The organism is Geomonas sp. Red32, assembly GCF_023652955.1.
Classification (GTDB): Bacteria; Desulfobacterota; Desulfuromonadia; order Geobacterales; family Geobacteraceae; genus Geomonas.
In genome coordinates this window covers 29603-45535 of sequence record NZ_JAKLOY010000002.1, presented here as the reverse complement: position 1 = coordinate 45535, position 15933 = coordinate 29603, and the positions used below count along the sequence as shown (strand labels likewise).

At 61.9% G+C, this 15933-nt stretch carries 15 protein-coding genes; all 15 read right to left on the bottom strand.

Going from position 1 to position 15933, the window contains the following annotated elements:
* Nucleotides 1-69 precede the first annotated feature (69 nt).
* The 15 genes from L4X63_RS07185 to L4X63_RS07115 all read right to left on the bottom strand — a co-directional run bounded on the left by L4X63_RS07185 (nucleotide 70) and on the right by L4X63_RS07115 (nucleotide 15870).
* Nucleotides 70-1332 carry a glycosyltransferase family 9 protein gene (locus L4X63_RS07185; RefSeq protein WP_250677938.1) on the bottom strand — a complete coding sequence of 421 codons (1263 nt, stop codon included), beginning with the start codon at nucleotides 1330-1332 and terminating at the stop codon, nucleotides 70-72.
* Nucleotides 1333-1372: 40 nt separating this feature from the next.
* Nucleotides 1373-2245 (bottom strand): hypothetical protein, encoded by an 873-nt coding sequence (locus tag L4X63_RS07180; RefSeq protein WP_250677937.1) that lies wholly within the window; start codon nucleotides 2243-2245, stop codon nucleotides 1373-1375.
* A 227-nt stretch (nucleotides 2246-2472) separates the two neighbouring features.
* Nucleotides 2473-3345, bottom strand: a complete 873-nt coding sequence (locus tag L4X63_RS07175) for a class I SAM-dependent methyltransferase (protein ID WP_250677936.1) — start codon at nucleotides 3343-3345, stop codon at nucleotides 2473-2475.
* Nucleotides 3333-4253 (bottom strand): glycosyltransferase family 2 protein, encoded by a 921-nt coding sequence (locus L4X63_RS07170; protein WP_250677935.1) that lies wholly within the window; start codon nucleotides 4251-4253, stop codon nucleotides 3333-3335. Before L4X63_RS07170 ends, L4X63_RS07175 begins: the two co-directional genes overlap by 13 nt.
* Entirely contained in the window at nucleotides 4250-5005 is a 756-nt protein-coding gene (locus L4X63_RS07165) for an FkbM family methyltransferase (protein ID WP_250677934.1), read from the bottom strand. The genes L4X63_RS07170 and L4X63_RS07165 overlap by 4 nt, the downstream gene beginning before the upstream one ends.
* Nucleotides 4998-5636, bottom strand: a complete 639-nt coding sequence (locus L4X63_RS07160; RefSeq protein ID WP_250677933.1) for an O-methyltransferase — start codon at nucleotides 5634-5636, stop codon at nucleotides 4998-5000. Before L4X63_RS07160 ends, L4X63_RS07165 begins: the two co-directional genes overlap by 8 nt.
* Before the next feature lie 54 nt (nucleotides 5637-5690).
* Nucleotides 5691-7079, bottom strand: coding sequence for a flippase (locus L4X63_RS07155; protein WP_250677932.1), 1389 nt, complete (start codon nucleotides 7077-7079; stop codon nucleotides 5691-5693).
* Nucleotides 7079-8068: a glycosyltransferase family 2 protein gene (locus L4X63_RS07150; protein WP_250677931.1), complete on the bottom strand. Its 990-nt coding sequence runs from the start codon at nucleotides 8066-8068 to the stop codon at nucleotides 7079-7081. Before L4X63_RS07150 ends, L4X63_RS07155 begins: the two co-directional genes overlap by 1 nt.
* 73 nt (nucleotides 8069-8141) lie before the next feature.
* Nucleotides 8142-9326, bottom strand: a complete 1185-nt coding sequence (locus L4X63_RS07145; RefSeq protein ID WP_250677930.1) for a GumC family protein — start codon at nucleotides 9324-9326, stop codon at nucleotides 8142-8144.
* A gap of 88 nt (nucleotides 9327-9414) precedes the next feature.
* A complete protein-coding gene (locus L4X63_RS07140) occupies nucleotides 9415-9933 on the bottom strand; it encodes a KdsC family phosphatase (protein ID WP_250677929.1) in 519 nt (172 codons plus the stop codon).
* Nucleotides 9934-10101: 168 nt separating this feature from the next.
* Nucleotides 10102-11067, bottom strand: coding sequence for a KpsF/GutQ family sugar-phosphate isomerase (locus L4X63_RS07135; RefSeq protein ID WP_250677928.1), 966 nt, complete (start codon nucleotides 11065-11067; stop codon nucleotides 10102-10104).
* A 52-nt stretch (nucleotides 11068-11119) separates the two neighbouring features.
* The gene (kdsA, locus tag L4X63_RS07130) at nucleotides 11120-11941 is read right to left on the bottom strand and encodes a 3-deoxy-8-phosphooctulonate synthase (RefSeq protein ID WP_250677927.1); all 822 of its coding nucleotides are present in this window, start codon (nucleotides 11939-11941) and stop codon (nucleotides 11120-11122) included.
* 3 nt (nucleotides 11942-11944) lie between these two features.
* Entirely contained in the window at nucleotides 11945-13549 is a 1605-nt protein-coding gene (pyrG, locus tag L4X63_RS07125; protein WP_250677926.1) for a CTP synthase, read from the bottom strand.
* Between the two features lie 137 nt (nucleotides 13550-13686).
* The gene (gene kdsB, locus L4X63_RS07120; RefSeq protein WP_250677925.1) at nucleotides 13687-14442 is read right to left on the bottom strand and encodes a 3-deoxy-manno-octulosonate cytidylyltransferase; all 756 of its coding nucleotides are present in this window, start codon (nucleotides 14440-14442) and stop codon (nucleotides 13687-13689) included.
* A gap of 192 nt (nucleotides 14443-14634) precedes the next feature.
* The gene (locus L4X63_RS07115; RefSeq protein ID WP_250677924.1) at nucleotides 14635-15870 is read right to left on the bottom strand and encodes an EAL and HDOD domain-containing protein; all 1236 of its coding nucleotides are present in this window, start codon (nucleotides 15868-15870) and stop codon (nucleotides 14635-14637) included.
* Nucleotides 15871-15933 lie beyond the last annotated feature (63 nt).

The following is a 15933-nucleotide window of genomic DNA, read 5'->3' as shown; positions in this document are numbered from 1 at the left end:
TCACTCGACAACGCCCCGCCTGACATTTCCAGTTTGGTTGCCGCAACCGTGCACGACATTTAACGAGGATTAACTAACCGGGCAAATGGGTAAGGATTCACACATTGCCGGTTGCACGGATTTGTCTTCGTCCGTCTTCTCCAAATCCAGCACCGCCTGTTGGACCTCCCGTACCTCGACCCCAAGGATGCAGTGCGCTTTGGCCGCCAGACAGGCATCACCGCACCCATCAGCCGGACGCGAAGGCTGAAGCGTCACCTCGCTGGTGCCCCAGGCACGGAAGCGAGCCGGCGACTGCGGGTGGCGCGGGTCGCCACCCGCCGGGAAACAGGAGATCTCCACCACCTTGGTCCCCGTGGCGGCAGCCAGGTGTTTGGGGCCAGTGTCGTTGCCGATGTACAGTGCGCACCGCTCCAGGACCGCGGCTGTCTCGCGCAGAGAGGTTTTGCCGGTCAGGTCCAGACATCGATGGGGACCGACCAGCGAACAGAGCGTGGCGCCGATCTCCCTTTCGGAGGGGCCGCCGACCACGACCGACGTAACACCGTACCGCTCCAGGCACCAGGTGGCCACCTCGGCAAAACGCTCCACCGGCCACTGCTTGTGGGAAGCGCTGGCTCCCGGTGCCAGCGCCACCACGCCACGGTTCCCGAGCAGGGAGGCAGCCCGTGCCCGATCCTCCTCCGATAGCCACACCTCAAGCCTCGCCTCTCCTCCCCCTTCGCCACTGCATGCACCAGCCCCGGCAGGAAGAGCTTCTAGAAGGGAGAGGTTAACAATCACGTCATGGGCACCTGGAGGCGAAACCACCACGTCAGTCAGCAGCAGGTCGTAGTCCCGGTTCTTCCGCGCCTTCAGGGGACCGGTCTTTTCGGAGAAGGCGACCCGGCGAGTGGCCCGGGAAAAATAGGCCAGGTAGGTGGCATGGTAGAAGTCCGTATCCAACCGGGGTATGACGGCAAGGTCGAATCTCCTCTCCCACAGTTTCTCACGGGCGAAACGAAAAGCCCTGAGGGGGCGGACAGCCGGGGCGATCCGGGGGTGGCAGGCGCCGTCGAAGGCCAGTACCTCGTCCACGTAGGGGCAGAGCTCCACCAGGTTATACACCGACGGATTCACCACCAGGGTGATGCGCGCAACGGGGTAGCGCTGTCGGAGCCCACGCAGAAACGGCGAGTTGAGGACCGAGTCGCCGATCGCGTCCAGCTTGACAACCAGCACCGAACGAGGAGCCTGTGCCTCCCCCGGGGGGCTGAGGGCAAACAAGAGCCTGACAGCCGCCGGCGAAAACGGGAGGGTGAGCAACTCCTTGAGGAAGCGGGGAAAGGTCATAGGCGGGAGAAACGGGTGGCTGGCAGTTGCATGCGCACTCCTACAGGGAGGCCAGGGCCGCGAGGTAGTCGTCCAGGGAGCGGCGTTTGATCTCGGCGAAGCGCTCGCGGTAGCCATCGCCACCCGCGGCCAACCACCGCCAACGATCGCAAAGAAGCTCTGCATCGACGTCTCCCATGAAAAAGTGGGGAAGGCCGATCTCGGCGGCCATGCGTGCCCTGGAATCGTTCCCGATCACGACCGCCGGCTTCCCGAAACTGGCCAGCATAAAGGCACCATGGACCCGATTGAAAATACCGTATTTTGCCCCCGCATAGAACTTCATCGCAGCGAGAAAGTCCCCGCCCGGGTAGAAGATCTCGGCTCCCGGATCGATCCCCTTCGCCTCGCCTACCTCTTTTTCGTCATGGCAGCAGAAGATCACCTTTTCCTGGCGAACGAGCTGCTGGTAGAAACTGGCGAACTCGCCTCTCCACCGGTTGGGGTCGATCCCCTCCCTGAAGTCGTAATGTCCCCCCAGCCCCATGAAGTTGACCACGACGTAATCGTCGCCGCCGGGTGCCAGTCCATATTCGTCGACGGCAAAGATCGAGCTGCACGCGATGACCGGGGCGGAGAGCCCGAGCGAGTCGAACACCGTACTCGCCAAGGAATCCCGCAGCGTGGTCACCTTCGACAGGGCGGAGAGCTCCTTGATGTAGGATGCACATTTGGGACAACGGCAAAATTCCGCTCCGTCGGAATGGTAGCCCTGGCAGGTTCCCGCCGCCAGGTTGCCAAAAGGCTGGTTCCTTTGGGATAACCGTCGTTTGACCAGCGGTTTGAACCACTCGTTGTCGGCGCAGTGACTTTTGGTCGAAGGGTGGCACCAATAGACCGGGGCACCGCTTTGGACGACCAGATCCGCCGCCACGATCAAGTCCCCAGATGTGCTCAAGGGAAGTATCCGATCCAGCATCCGGTTGGACCACGTTCCGCGGTGCCGCTGATAGCCGACCCGAGCGGATATCGGAGAGTGCTTGTGAACGTTCAGGAACTCAAGCTCGCGACCCCGGTAATGCTGCCGAAGCAAGAACTTGAGCCCTTCCCTGACAAAATCGTCCCCGATGTTATGGTCACAGGTGGTTATGAAGGAGATTTTCATAGCGTTGACCCACCAATCGACTCCGGCTTTCGGAGTGAACAGACAGCGAGATAGGGCTTCTTGAGATCACCGGGAGTGGCGGCTTCCACCATACAGAGCCTGGAGATAAGGGCAAAGAGTCTTCCCAGCAGGAAACGCCTGAATCCGGTGTCGACCAGCGAGGAAATTCTCCGCGTAATCCGGGGGGAACAGTAGCGCTCCCCGAGGTAGCGGGCCGACTCGAGGGTAAGGCCGCTGGGCTCGACGACCCTCCGATTAAGCGACGGCGGATCGTAAAATCGCTGGAAGAAGGACTTTGCCCCTCCCCCCTCGGCGCCGTAGACACCGCCGTCGACGTACTCGTTGAAGGCCGTGCGATAAAAGGGAACGGAAAAGATGAATCTACCGGATGGTTTGAGCAGTCTCGACACGTTGGCCGACGCAACTATGTCACCGTCTGACTCGGGACGGATGTGTTCCCAGACCGAACAGGAAAAGACATAGTCAAACGGACCGACACTGGAAAGGGAGGCAGGATCGGTTATGTCGCCTCGGGCAATATCAAGATTGGGAATCCCCAGGAGGGATTGCTTGCAGGTCAGATCTCTCAATTCCGGCTCGTAGGGGTTTATGTAGCGCACCTTCCAGTGAGGGGAGAGACTGCAAAGGGTCAGGGCGAGGATCTGGGGGGAGCCGATGTCGAGAATGGTGAGCGGCTCGTCTCTACGAGCCAGAATGCCGCTCGTTTCGAGAAGAAGCGGGATCTCCCTGGTACGGGTGTAATCGACGGGGATGAGCGCCGCTACCACGGCCCCCTTTGCGAAGTGCTTGGCAACTCTATCGGCGACACGGAACATCTCCCGCGCCGGGGAGGGATTCACGCTCGGCACAGTAGCCTCCAGAGTCGCCGGAAAGGGGAACGGTAGCGGTTAGGCGGGGCCATCACCTTACGGACGAAATCGAGATCCAACTCGCGTTCCCGCAGGAGGCAGGAAGGATGCCGTAGCGGAAAGGAAAGGGAATCGATCGAGGTGGGCGCGAAGGAGGGACGCGGCACCTCCCGCGTGGCCTGGGGGCCGAACCCGATGTTGACGACCTGGTTCCGGGAGGGAACGATGCTGAGCCCGCTGTTGAAGAGCTTGGAGGCTCCCCACTGGTAATCCCAGGTGTCGATGCTACCGGCATGCACGCTATCGTAAATTTGGCTGCGCTGGCGCAGCTCTTCGGGATGGAGAACGAAATCCTTCATCCTCCCTTCCTCCTTCCACTTCGGCCAGAGCACGAGGTCGGGATCGTAGCTTTCCCACGCCCTGCGCCAGGAGGCCCATCCCCAGATGGGGCCGTAGGCGGAAAAGAAGTAGCTGTCTCCCCGGCGGCTCCCGGCGCCGACCAGGTTGGACCCGCAGACCTGCATGACGCGGGAGTCCTCCCGGTAGCGTTCCAATAGCTCCTCGCAGAAGGGGAAAAAGGTAGGCGCCGGCAGGCAGTCATCCTCAAGGATAATCCCCATCTCCTCGTGTTGGAAGAACCAGGAGATGGCGCGACTCACGGCAACCTTGCAGCCAAGGTTGCCAGGCTGGAACAGGGTCTTGATTTCGCACGGCCAGTCGACCAGAGAGAGCACCCGGCGGCGGACTTCCTCGACGCGACTGGCTTGCGCCGCGTCACCTGGCCGGGGTCCGTCGCAGGCGACATAAAGGCGGGAAGGCCTCGCCTCCCGGATCGCTTCCATGACGCGGAGAGTGGTTTCCACCCGTTGGAAAACCAGGAAAAGGACCGGAACAGTTACCCCGCTCATCCCCTCCCCTCCCCCACCGCCAGACCGGGGAGTTTCCCGGCCGACTCCTCGGCGGCAAAAAAGAGGGTGTTGACCGTCTTGGCCACCAGACGGTAACGCTGGGAGGCCATGAAACGGGCGACCTCGGTTCCGGCAATATCCTCCAGCCCCAGGTGCAGCGACTCGACCAGCACCACGGCAGGGCGGAAACGGTTCCAGTCGTTGGAGCGCAGTACCGGCAGGTCCAGCCCCTCCACGTCGACGGAGAGAAAATCGATGGCAGTCGCGGGGGGAAGCTCTGCCTCCAGCACGCTGGCCAGGGTGCGCGCCGGCACCTCACGTCTAAAGAGGAGACGGGAGCCGTTGGCGATCCTGCGCTCGGAAAGCTCTTGGGAAAAGCCGTTGAGGGCGGCCTCAGCGAAGGCGTGGTAAACCAGGTTCCCCTCCTTTTCGGCGATGGCGGCCTCGAGGTTGACATCCCGCGGCCGCCACTTTTTGAAAAGGGTCATGCTCCCCGGCATGGCGTCGATGTTGATCCCGTGCCAGCCGAGCCGGTAGAAGCGGTAGGTGTTGGAGTATTTGATCGGGTGGAAAGCGCCGACATCGACGTAGAAACCGTTCGCCTTCCCTTCGAAGAGCCTGGCGAGCACCAGGTCCTCCCCCTCCTGCGAAAAAGACGAGGCGGCATACTCCCCGCAGAGGCGGCGTTTGTTCTCCTGCAAAGACGCATACCAGGAGTTGGGGAGCAAGGCGCGGAGAAGGGAGCTAACCATTGATACCGCCGATGGAACGCGCCGGCCTTTGCCCGCGACTGCCGAAATCGAAGCGTCGGCTCAGGAAGAGCGAAGTGGTCCAGGTGTAGTCGTTGATGGGGCCGAAACCGTGGAAATCGACCTGCACGAGATCGAAGCGCTCCCTGAGATTGCGGGCGGCCTCCAGGTTCCAGTCCGCGTTATCGAGGACGATCATGCCGTTTTCCGCGAGCTGATCGCCGGCGATCAGCGAGCAGTCGAGGCGGTGCTTGCCGTCGATGACGACGACATCGAAACGCTGGCCGGTCTCGCGAATCTTGCCGACGTAGTGAGCCTGCTCGGTTTCCAGGTAAAAAGCACCTCGAGCGGATTTTAGCGCCGAGATCTTCCGGTACCACTCCGGAGAGTCTTCCACGGCATAGACCTCGGCGGCCATGCTCTCCCACCAGAGAGTCGAATTGCCGCAGCCGTACTCGAAAACCCTCTTCCCGGTAAAGTCGAGGCTGGAAAGGTATTCGATGGCAGGATAGGTATACCAGGGCAAGGGGGCGCCGGACCGATCGAGACACGACCAGCGGCGGATAGTCCGGTACTGCCCGTACTCGAAGGCAAGCGTCCGGCAGTTTTTCACCTGCTTGCGGATACACTTCAAGGTATCCACCGCAGTCTGGGGAAGTATCTTTTTTGCCAGCCAACCTATCACAAATCAGCCTCTCTTGAGCAGATATTTCTTAAAAGGTATGAAAGCAAGCAGAAGCATGGTTCCACACTGTCTCGTGCGTTGGAAAAATAGCACGAAATAGACGGCAGATGCATAGGCAATGAGTGTGCTGTAGGCGGCCCCCATAGCTCCGTACCGCGGAATCAGGAACACGTTCAGCACGACGTTGACGACGCCACCGAACAAAGTGCGGTACATGCTGAAATTCGGCAGGTTTTCGGCGGCGAGCCAACTGCCGCTGGCCACACCAAGGGAGACGAAGATACCGGACCAGACATGCAGGGAAAGCACCCCGGCCGCCTCCGCATAGCGGCTGCCGTAAAGAAGAGAGACCACCAACGGGCTGACCAGCATGACCAGCAAAGAAACCGCTACGCCGAGGAGGGCCATGGAATCGTACAGGGTCTGGAGGCTGTCGAGATAGGCGGCCCCACCATCCCGTTTCTTCCCGACAATAACCGGAAAAGCAGAGGTCACCGCCGAAGTAGGGACAAAATACCAGACCTCGCTCAGCCGCACCGCGGCGGAATAGATCCCCACCTCCCGGTCTCCCAGCATCTGGCCAAGCATGATCTGATCGATCCTCATGTAGATCATGACAGCGAGCCCCGAAAACATCATCGGCCAGCTCTCCTTGAGGAGCCTCCTGGCCAGCTTGCGGTCGAGGGAAAGGGCCCGTAGCGAAACCCGGCTTTTCAGAGCGAAGATCACCAGGAAGAGCGAGGTGAGCACCATCTCCCCGAGGCCAACCACCGCAAAGGCTACCAGAGGGGCTTTGACGGCAAGGAGGACGATCTTTGCCACGGTGACCGCAGCGAAGGCAAGGTTGCCGGCTACCACGGTGTAACGCGACTGCAGTTGCGCCTGGTAATACAGGTCGATGACATTGGCAGACTGGAAGACAAATCCGGCGGCGGAAATGGCGACGAGCAGGCGGGTCAGGCTGTCGTCCGGACGCAGCAGAGTGACGGCCCCGACGGTGACGGCTAAGGTAACCGTACCGGCGGCCAGCTTGAGCCCCCATGCGGTGCCGACGAGCTCCGCCTCCCGTCCGGGAAACTTCACCATCTCCCGCACCACGATGGTGTCGAGGCCAAGGGAGGCGAACGCGCCGAAAAGGGCGGTAAAGGCGAGCGCGTAGTTCCACAGCCCGAACTGGGCGGGCCCCAGGTAACGGGCGATCCAGGCACCGACCACCAGCCCCACAGTCAGTCGCAGCACCTTGTCCAGCACCAGCCATCCCATGTTGCCCAGTACCCTTTGCAGGGTGGGGCGGCCCTCCACGCGGCTGCGGAGTGCGGCGGGAAGCATGGCCAGCCAAGAGCGCCCGGTGGCCTGGGAGGCGCCCGGCGCACCGCCGTCAATATCCGCCATCAGCGTCCCTCCTGGCGGCATCCCGGGTCTGTAGAGTGGACGGGACCGGAGGAGCCGCGCAGCATCCGGTATCCCCACACCTTGAGCAGATGCCAGCGAAGCCGGTTGGTCTGGCGGATATTGTTGGCGAGCGAGGCGAGGAGACCGGCAATGCCGCGGCCGTTACTCCTCACCGCGTAGGCGGGATCGCCGACCAGCAGTCCCCGCAGGCTGACGCGCCGGTCGTCATGGGAAGAAAGGAACCGGTAGCGGCCCCGCACGTGGCTTGCCACGGCGCGCTCCCGTTCCGAGCGAAGCAGCGTCGTGCTGGAGGGGGTTCCGTGGCTCCCCCCCATCCGGAACCGGCAGATGGTCAGAGGGAGGTAGCGGTAGTGAAGGTCGTGCTCCCACCGGCTTTTCAGGATCCAGGCGAAGTCCCCGGCCAGCCGGTAGCCGGGGTCGTAACCGCCTACCCTCTCGAAGGCGCTCCTTCTGGCGATGGTTGCCTGGTGGCAGAGGGTCCTCCCGCGGAAAAACTCCCAGAGGAGGATGTTCGGGTAGCGGGAAAGGACCTCCCTCCCCCCCTCGTAGACCAGCAGCGCGTCGCCGTAAAAGACGTCCACATCGGGATATGCCACCGAGGCAGCGGCCAAAGCCGCCAGCACGCCGTCATCGTACAAGGCATCGTCGCTGTTGAGGAAATAGATAAGCTCCCCTCCGGCAAGGAACAGCCCCTTGTTCATGGCATCGTAGATACCCTGGTCGGGCTCGCTGACGAGCGTGGCGATCTGCTGCCGGTATTGAGTGAGAATGGGGAGGGTGCGATCGGTCGATCCGCCATCGATGACGATCAGTTCGACGCTGCGATGGGTTTGGCTGAAAAGGCTTTGCAACGCTTCCTCGAGCCACTGCTCGGCGTTGAGGCACACGAGGATGACCGAGATGACGACATCCCGGTCCGACCTGTCGTGCGCTGCCGCGACATTGGTTGCCAAAGCCTTATTCTGCATCGATCTCCAGAATGCCGGTTCCCGGACGGGAGCCAGGCAGGAGCGGTGGAAAGAAGATAGCCCGCCGGACGGCCTACCTCAAGGAAAAGAGCTGCTGCTTCACCTCTAATAAGGACTTCCTGCTCTCCTCCGGCATTTTCTCGAAGCGGTCCCGGACAAGGACGATGACCACCGAGGCGAAAAAGGCCACGATGGTAGCCAAGATCACGCTGCGACCGCGCTTGGGGCCGGTCTTAACCGCCGGGGGAATGGCAGGGTCGATGATCTGGAAGGCGGACGCGTCCTTGGCTTCGTTGAGCTTTGCCACTTCGTATTGCTTGCTAAGTTGCTCGAAGACCGCCTCCCTGGTCTTAAGGTCGCGCATGCGGCGTGCGTACTCGACGCCCAACTCCGGCACCTTGCCGAAGGCGGGGATGGCGTCGGCCCCGCCCCCTCCCCCCTGCATCTGGGCGAGCCGGGAGCGAAGCTGAGCGATGCCGGCCTTCAGGCTCCTTACCTCTGGGCTTTCGTCGGTTAGGCTGGCGCGCAGGGTAGAGAGCTGCATCTCTTTGGTGGTGAGTTGGTTTCTGAGGATGGAGATACTCTCAAAGGAGGCCTTGGTCTGGGACTCGAACTGGACCATCTTGTTCTTTTCCGCGAAGGATTTCATTTCCTCCTCGGCCTGTTTCAGTTCCCCCCGGACGACATCGAGCCTCTTCTCCAGGAAGATGCGTTCGTTACTGACCTTGGTCAGGTTGAGACGTACAGTGGTCCGGCCCAGTTCTTCAGCCATGGCGTTGGCGATGGTAGCAGCCAGCTTGGGATCGGCGGCGTCGGCGGAGATGACGATAATGCCGTCGGTGCCGGCGGCGGCTTTAACGGAAAGGTCCAGTTGCGCGCGGGTCAACTCGATGGTCGGGAGACCGTACACCTTCTGAAGAGACAGTTTTTGGATAACCGCGTCGCCTACCGAACGGCTCTTAAGGATGCCGATGAAGAGGTCGGTGCCGCCGGTGAGGCCTCCAGCGAGTCCGGCGAGGCCGCCGGCCTGACCAAGGAGAGCGGAGAGACCGCCGCCTGCCTCCTTTTGGGGAGGGAGTACGCGCGTGGAAGCGGTATAGACGTTGGGAAGGGTGAGGGTGTAGCCGATGGCAGCTACGGCGGTGATGAAACAAACGGAGAGGATGAAGATCTTGCGTTTGGCGAGCAGATGCAGGATCTCCCAGATGCTGGTCTCCTGCTCTTCGGGCATATCCTCATCGTACTGATCGTGGGTCATTGATTCCACTCCATAGTATCAAAAGGAAAGGCGCGGGGCCTGTCCAGGCAAACCGGCATGTCATGTTGTCAGAGACAGCAGCGTGAAGCTATTTGAGGTTGTAACGGGCGGTGATCTCTTCCCAGAGCCCCTGCCCCTTGATGAGGAGATCGGCGATTTCGCGCACGGCACCCCAGCCGCCGCGGGCCTTGGCGACGTAGTGGACGTGGGGGAGCACCTCGGCGATGGCGTCGGCGGGAGCGGCGGCGAACCCGACCCGTTTGAGGACCGGGATATCGATCACGTCGTCCCCCATGAAGGCGACCTGCTCATCGGTGAGGCCGGTGGCAAGCAAGATCTTCTGGTACGGCTCCAGCTTGTTGAGCGACTTCTGGTAGACGATCTTGATGCCGAGCTCGGTGGCCCGGTTGGTCACCACCAGCGATTCGCGCCCCGAAATGATCCCCACCTCGACGCCGGCCCGCTGGAGCATCTTGATGCCGTGGCCATCCTTCACGTTGAAGAACTTGCTCTCCACCCCGTTGGAATCGAAGATGATCCGTCCGTCGGTCATGACGCCGTCAACGTCCAGGATCAGCAGCTTGATCTTTTTCAGTTTCTCTTCCACGGGAACCTCTTGAATGAACCCCCATCCTCGCCCCCCCTCTCCCCGCCTCCGCCAAGGCTACAGCGGTCAAGCTTTGAAGAAGAGGAAGAGCCGGAAGAAGTCCAGGTAGCCTGCAATTTCGGTAACCGGTCCCCCCCTTTGCGAAGGGGGGACCGGGGGGATTTGCAGCTAGGCGATCCCCGCCTTAAGCAGGTCATGCAGATGCACGATCCCCACCGGCGCCATGCTGTCGTCGTCGGCGAAGACGAAGAGCGACGTGATGGAGTACTGCTCCATCTGCTGAAGGGCGCGGGCCGCCAGTTCGTCGCTGCGGATCCGTTTCGGTTTGGTCTTCATGAGCTCCGAAGCCGGGAGGTTGATGATGTCGAGCCCCTTACCCAGTGCACGGCGAAGATCGCCGTCGGTGATCACCCCGACCAGGGCTCCGTCGTCGTCGGTGACCCCGGTGATCCCCAGTCCTTTCGAGGTGATGGTAAAGAGCGCCTCCCTCATGAGGGTGTCCGCCTTCACCAGCGGGAGGTTGTCCCCTGCGTGCATGACGTTCTCGACCTTCAGAAGAAGCTTCTTGCCGAGCGCCCCGCCCGGATGGAAGAGGGCGAAATCCTCGGCCTTGAACCCGCGGGAAACCAGCAGCGCAACCGCGATGGCGTCTCCCATGGCGAGGGTCACCGTCGTCGAGGCGGTCGGGGCGAGGCCCAAGGGGCAGGCCTCTTCCTTCACCGAGATATCGAGAAAGAGATCGCCGCTTTTAGCAAGGGTGGAGTTGGGGTTTCCGGCCATGGCGATCAGCGAGGCGCCCAGGCGCTTGATGATCGGAAGGATACGGATCACCTCCTCCGTCTCGCCGGAGTTGGAGATGGCGATCACCACGTCGCCCTTCATGATCATGCCGAGGTCGCCGTGGATCCCTTCCGCCGGATGGAGGAAGAACGCCGGAGTGCCGGTGGAGGCCATGGTGGAGGCGATCTTCTGGCCGACGAGTCCCGATTTCCCCATGCCGGTTACTACCACGCGGCCCGGTGCCTCGAGGATCATCTCTACCGCACGCTCGAAGGTGCCGTCGATGGAGGACTCGAGGTTTCTGAGCGCTTCAGCCTCGACCCTGATTACCCTTTTCGCTTCTTCTAGTATCAAAGAAATCTCCCGCACTGGACTCAAAATCCAGCGCCGATTCGTAAGAAACTCGCTACTGCTTCACCACAAGGTCGATAGCCTTCAGCTTCTTCAGAAGGGCCGGCAGGTCGTCCAGCCTGACCGAGTTCGGGCCGTCGCACAGCGCCTGCTCGGGAGCCTCGTGGACTTCCATGAAGACACCGTCAACGCCGGCAGCCACTGCGGCCCGGGAAAGGAATTCCACGAACTCGCGCTGTCCCCCCGACGAGGTCCCCTCCCCGCCCGGAAGCTGGACGGAATGGGTGGCGTCGAAGATGACCGGGCAGCCGGTAGCGCGCATGATCGGGAAGCTCCGCATGTCGACCACCAGGTTGTTGTAGCCGAAGCTCGCCCCGCGCTCGGTGAGGATGATGTTCTCGTTGTCGCAGGAGAGGAGCTTGCCGACCACGTTCTTCATGTCCCACGGCGCCAGGAACTGCCCCTTCTTCACGTTGATCACCTTCCCGGTCTGGGCGGCGGCGACCAGGAGGTCGGTCTGGCGGCAGAGGAAGGCCGGGATCTGGATCACGTCGAGGACGTCGGCGGCCGGCGCTACCTGCTCGATGGAGTGGATGTCGGAGAGGACGGGAACGCCGAGGGATTCCTTCACCTTGGCCAGGATGCGCAGTCCCTCCTTGAGCCCCGGCCCGCGGTAGGCGGTCACCGAGGTGCGGTTGGCCTTGTCGTAGGAGGCCTTGAAGATGAGCGGCATGCCGACGCCGTTGCAGATGGTCATCAGACGTTCGGCATGGCGCATGGTCGCTTTTTCGTTTTCGATCACGCAGGGACCCGCCACCAGCACGAGCGGTTTCCCTCCGCCTATTTTCACTCCGCCTACGGCTACTTCTCTGGTCATAAATTACCCTTTGCGGTGCTGCTTGGTGGCCGCGATGAAGGCCTTGAAGAGCGGGTGGGGGTTGAGCGGCTTGGACTTGAATTCCGGGTGGAACTGGCAGCCGAGGAACCAGGGGTGGTCCGGGAGCTCGATGATCTCGACCAGGTCGCCTTCGCGGTAGAGGCCGGATATCACCATTCCTTTTTCGACCAGCTGGTTACGGAACTGGTTGTTGAACTCGTAGCGGTGACGGTGGCGCTCGGAGATCTCGGTGGCGCCGTAGGCCTTCTGGGCGAAGGTCCCCTTGGTGAGCGAGCAGGGATAGGCGCCGAGCCTCATGGTGCCACCCTTGCGCTCGACCCCTTTCTGCTCCTCCATGAGGTGGATGATCGGGCTCGTGCACTCCGGTTTGAACTCGCTGGAGAAGGCTTCCGGAAGCTTGCAGACGTTTCTCGCGTACTCGACGGCGGCCATCTGCATCCCGAGGCAGATCCCGAAGAAGGGGACCTTGTTCTCGCGGGCGTAGCGGATCGCCTTGATCTTCCCTTCGGTACCGCGCTCGCCGAAGCCGCCCGGGACCAGGATGCCGTCCACCTGGGAAAGCGCCGCCTCGGCCCCTTCCTCTTCGAGCTTCTCGGCGTCGAAGTAGACGATTCTAACCCGGCAGTCGTTACCGATCCCGCCGTGGGTGAGCGCCTCGGAGAGCGACTTGTAGGACTCTTTAAGGTCGACGTACTTGCCGACTACCCCGATGGAAACTTCGCCGTCGCCCGGATCGGTCAGCTTGGAAACCACCTTCTGCCAGTGGGTGAGGTCCGGGGCCTTGGTCCAGATGTTGAGCTTCTCGACCACCTGCTCGTCGAGCCCCTGGCGGTTCAAGGCGAGCGGCACGGCGTAGATGTGCTCGGCGTCCTGCGAGGTGATGACCGCCTTCTCGTCGACGTTGCAGAAGAGGGCGATCTTGGCCTTCATGTCCTGCGGGATCTCCTGCTCGCAGCGGCAAAGGAGAATGTCCGGCTGGATACCGATCTCGCGCAGTTCCTTGACCGAGTGCTGGGTCGGCTTGGTCTTCAGCTCGCCCGCGGTCTTGATGTAGGGGACCAGGGTGACGTGGAGGTACAGGACGTTCCCTGCCCCGCGGTCGCCTTTCAGCTGCCGGATCGCCTCCAGGAAGGGGAGCGATTCGATGTCGCCCACCGTGCCGCCGATCTCGACGATGGCGATGTCGCTTCCTTTGGCGTTTTCCAGGATGTTCGACTTGATCTGGTCGGTGATGTGCGGGATGACCTGGACGGTGCCCCCCAGGTAGTCGCCGCGGCGCTCCTTCTCGATGACCGAGAAGTAGACCTGGCCGGTGGTGAAGTTGCTCTTCTTGGAGAGCTTCGACGAGGTGTAGCGCTCGTAGTGGCCAAGGTCGAGGTCGGTTTCCGCGCCGTCATCGGTGACGAAGACCTCGCCGTGCTGGAAAGGGGACATGGTGCCCGGATCGACGTTGATGTACGGATCGAGCTTCTGGATGGTGACCCTCAGCCCCCTCGCTTCGAGAAGAGCGCCCAAAGAAGCGGCGGCGAGTCCCTTGCCTATCGAGGAAACAACGCCGCCGGTCACAAAGATGAATTTTGTCTTCACTGTATCTAACCCCCGGTGTAACAGGCCGGTTCCGCGGCCGCGTTCATTGACGCCGGCTGCCGATGCCGCCTGATTGGAAAATCTGGTGTTGCGTGCTGCGTACTGCTGACCGCCACCTTAAACCGGCGGCGGCTCCCCTACCCTTTCAGCTTGGCGAGCACCTTCTCCAGGTCGGCCGGGGTATCGACCCCGATCGACTCGAAGTCGGTCTCCACGACCTTGATCCGGTACCCGTTCTCCAGGGCCCTCAGCTGTTCGAGCTTCTCGGAGAGTTCGAGGTAGGTCGGCTTCAGTGCGGTAAAGACCGGGAGAAACTCGCGCCGGTATACGTAGAGCCCGACGTGCTTGTAGCAGAGGAGCTTGCCGGAGACGAAGGCCTCGTCCTTCAGGTCGTTCCACTTGTCCCGGAAGAAGGGAAGCGGCGAACGGGAGAAGTAGAGGACGTTCCCCTTGAAGTCGGCGACCACCTTCACCACGTTGGGAGAGAGGAAGTCGTGCAGGGTCTTGATCCTGCTCTTCAGGGTGGCGATCGGGAGGGTGGCATCCTCCAAGAGCGGTGCGATGGCCTGGTCGATCATGGCCGGGTCGATCAGCGGCTCGTCACCCTGGACATTGACCAGGATGTCGGCGTCGATCCGCTGCGCCACCTCGGCCAGCCGGTCGGTGCCGGTCTCGTGGGAGGCCGAGGTCATCTCCACCTTCCCGCCGAAGGCGCGCACCTTGGAGGCGATCCGCTCGTCGTCGGTTGCCACGATCACGTCGGAGACCAAAGAAGCCTTCAGCGCCCGTTCATAGACATGCTGCACCATGGGTTTGCCCATGATATCGGCCAATGCCTTGCCCTCAAAACGCGTGGATGCATACCTGGCCGGAATAACGGCGGTAATTTTCATTGGCTTCTCGTGGAGGAGCCCGCCGGAAAACCCGGACGGGAGGTCCCCTTCTGTCGTTGTTGATCTGGAGATCGTTTGGCTGGACGTACGATGCGAGCCGGTGGGAGCCGCCTTAAAAGCAAGCCGCTCCGTCCCTCATTGGCGGGACGTAAAACGTTACATCAAAAGGAAGCGCCGTGTCAAGGTGTGAAATCAGATGGATGTGGTCAGGCGGTCGGTCCAGGCGATGGTCGCGATCTGGGCGGAGAGAAGCTTTTCATGAGATAAACGGCAGACATCGAGCTGCTCGTTGAGCGAGGCGAAGTCGGTCTGTTCCAGTTTTTCCACCAGGGTGAGGAGGGCGCCGAGGTTGCCGTCCCGGCGTAAAAGTGCTGCGCGGACGTCTTCCACGAGGTTGAGCTTGCCGACCAGGTCCTCCATGGAATCCTCGAAGAGGACGTCGATCAGCGAGAGGATTCCGGTCATGAAGGCCCGCTCCGAAAGCTCCCGCCACCCCGCCATCCCCTGGGACTGGACCAGGAGCTCCATGAGCTTGCCGCGGGTGGCCGCCATCTCCAGCAGCGGCGCCTGCACCCCCTCCTCGCTGTCGCTCGCGTAGAGGGCGAGGGTGATCCAGCGCTTGAGCTGCTCGAGCCCCAGGACGGTGAGGGCGTGGCGAAGCGTCTTGATGCGGACCCTAAGGCCGATGGCGACCGAGTTGACGAGCCTGAGGAGGTTGTAGGTCAAGGGGGGGCTCTGCTTGAAGGTCTCCTCGATGTCGCAGATGTCGGCGTCCGCCATCACCTGCTGCATGAGCTGGAGCATGGTGACCTTCCCCACGTCCACCTTGTTCTGCCGCAGAAGCACCGGCCGGGCGAAGTAGTACCCCTGGAAGAGCTCGAACCCGAGTCCGGAGCAGAAGGTATACTGCTGGGCGCTCTCCACCTTCTCGGCCAAAAGGGTGAGCGGCCACCCCCTGAGCTTTTCCACCATGGCGGGAAGGTCGTGCTTGGCGATCTGGAGGACGTCCAGCTTGACGATCTTGACCAGTTCGTAGATGGGATGGAAGGCGGGCGAGTAGATGTGATCGTCCAGGGCCAGGGTGAACCCCTGCCTCTTCAGCTCGTGGCAGCGCTCCACCACCTCCTGGTCGGCGGCGATGGTCTCCAGCAGCTCGATCACCACCCGGTCCCGGGGAAGGAGCTCGATGGCGTCGGTCATCAGCATTTCGCGGGTGACGTTGAAGAAACCCTTGTGGCGGCCGAGGACGTCCTCGAAGCCGAAGTCGGAGAGCGCGTTGAGGATGACCGAGGCGCTGGCCGCCTGGACATCGATGAACTCGGCGGAGTTCAGGCTGCTGGCGGAACGGAACAGGATCTCGAACCCGTAGAGCCGCTGGCTCCGGTCGAGGATGGGCTGACGCCCAAGGAAGAATTGCTCGTCCACCATGATGGGAACCTCGAATACGGGGGAGCCGCCCTCCCCCACGTTTGTTGCGGCGGCCCGGAATGG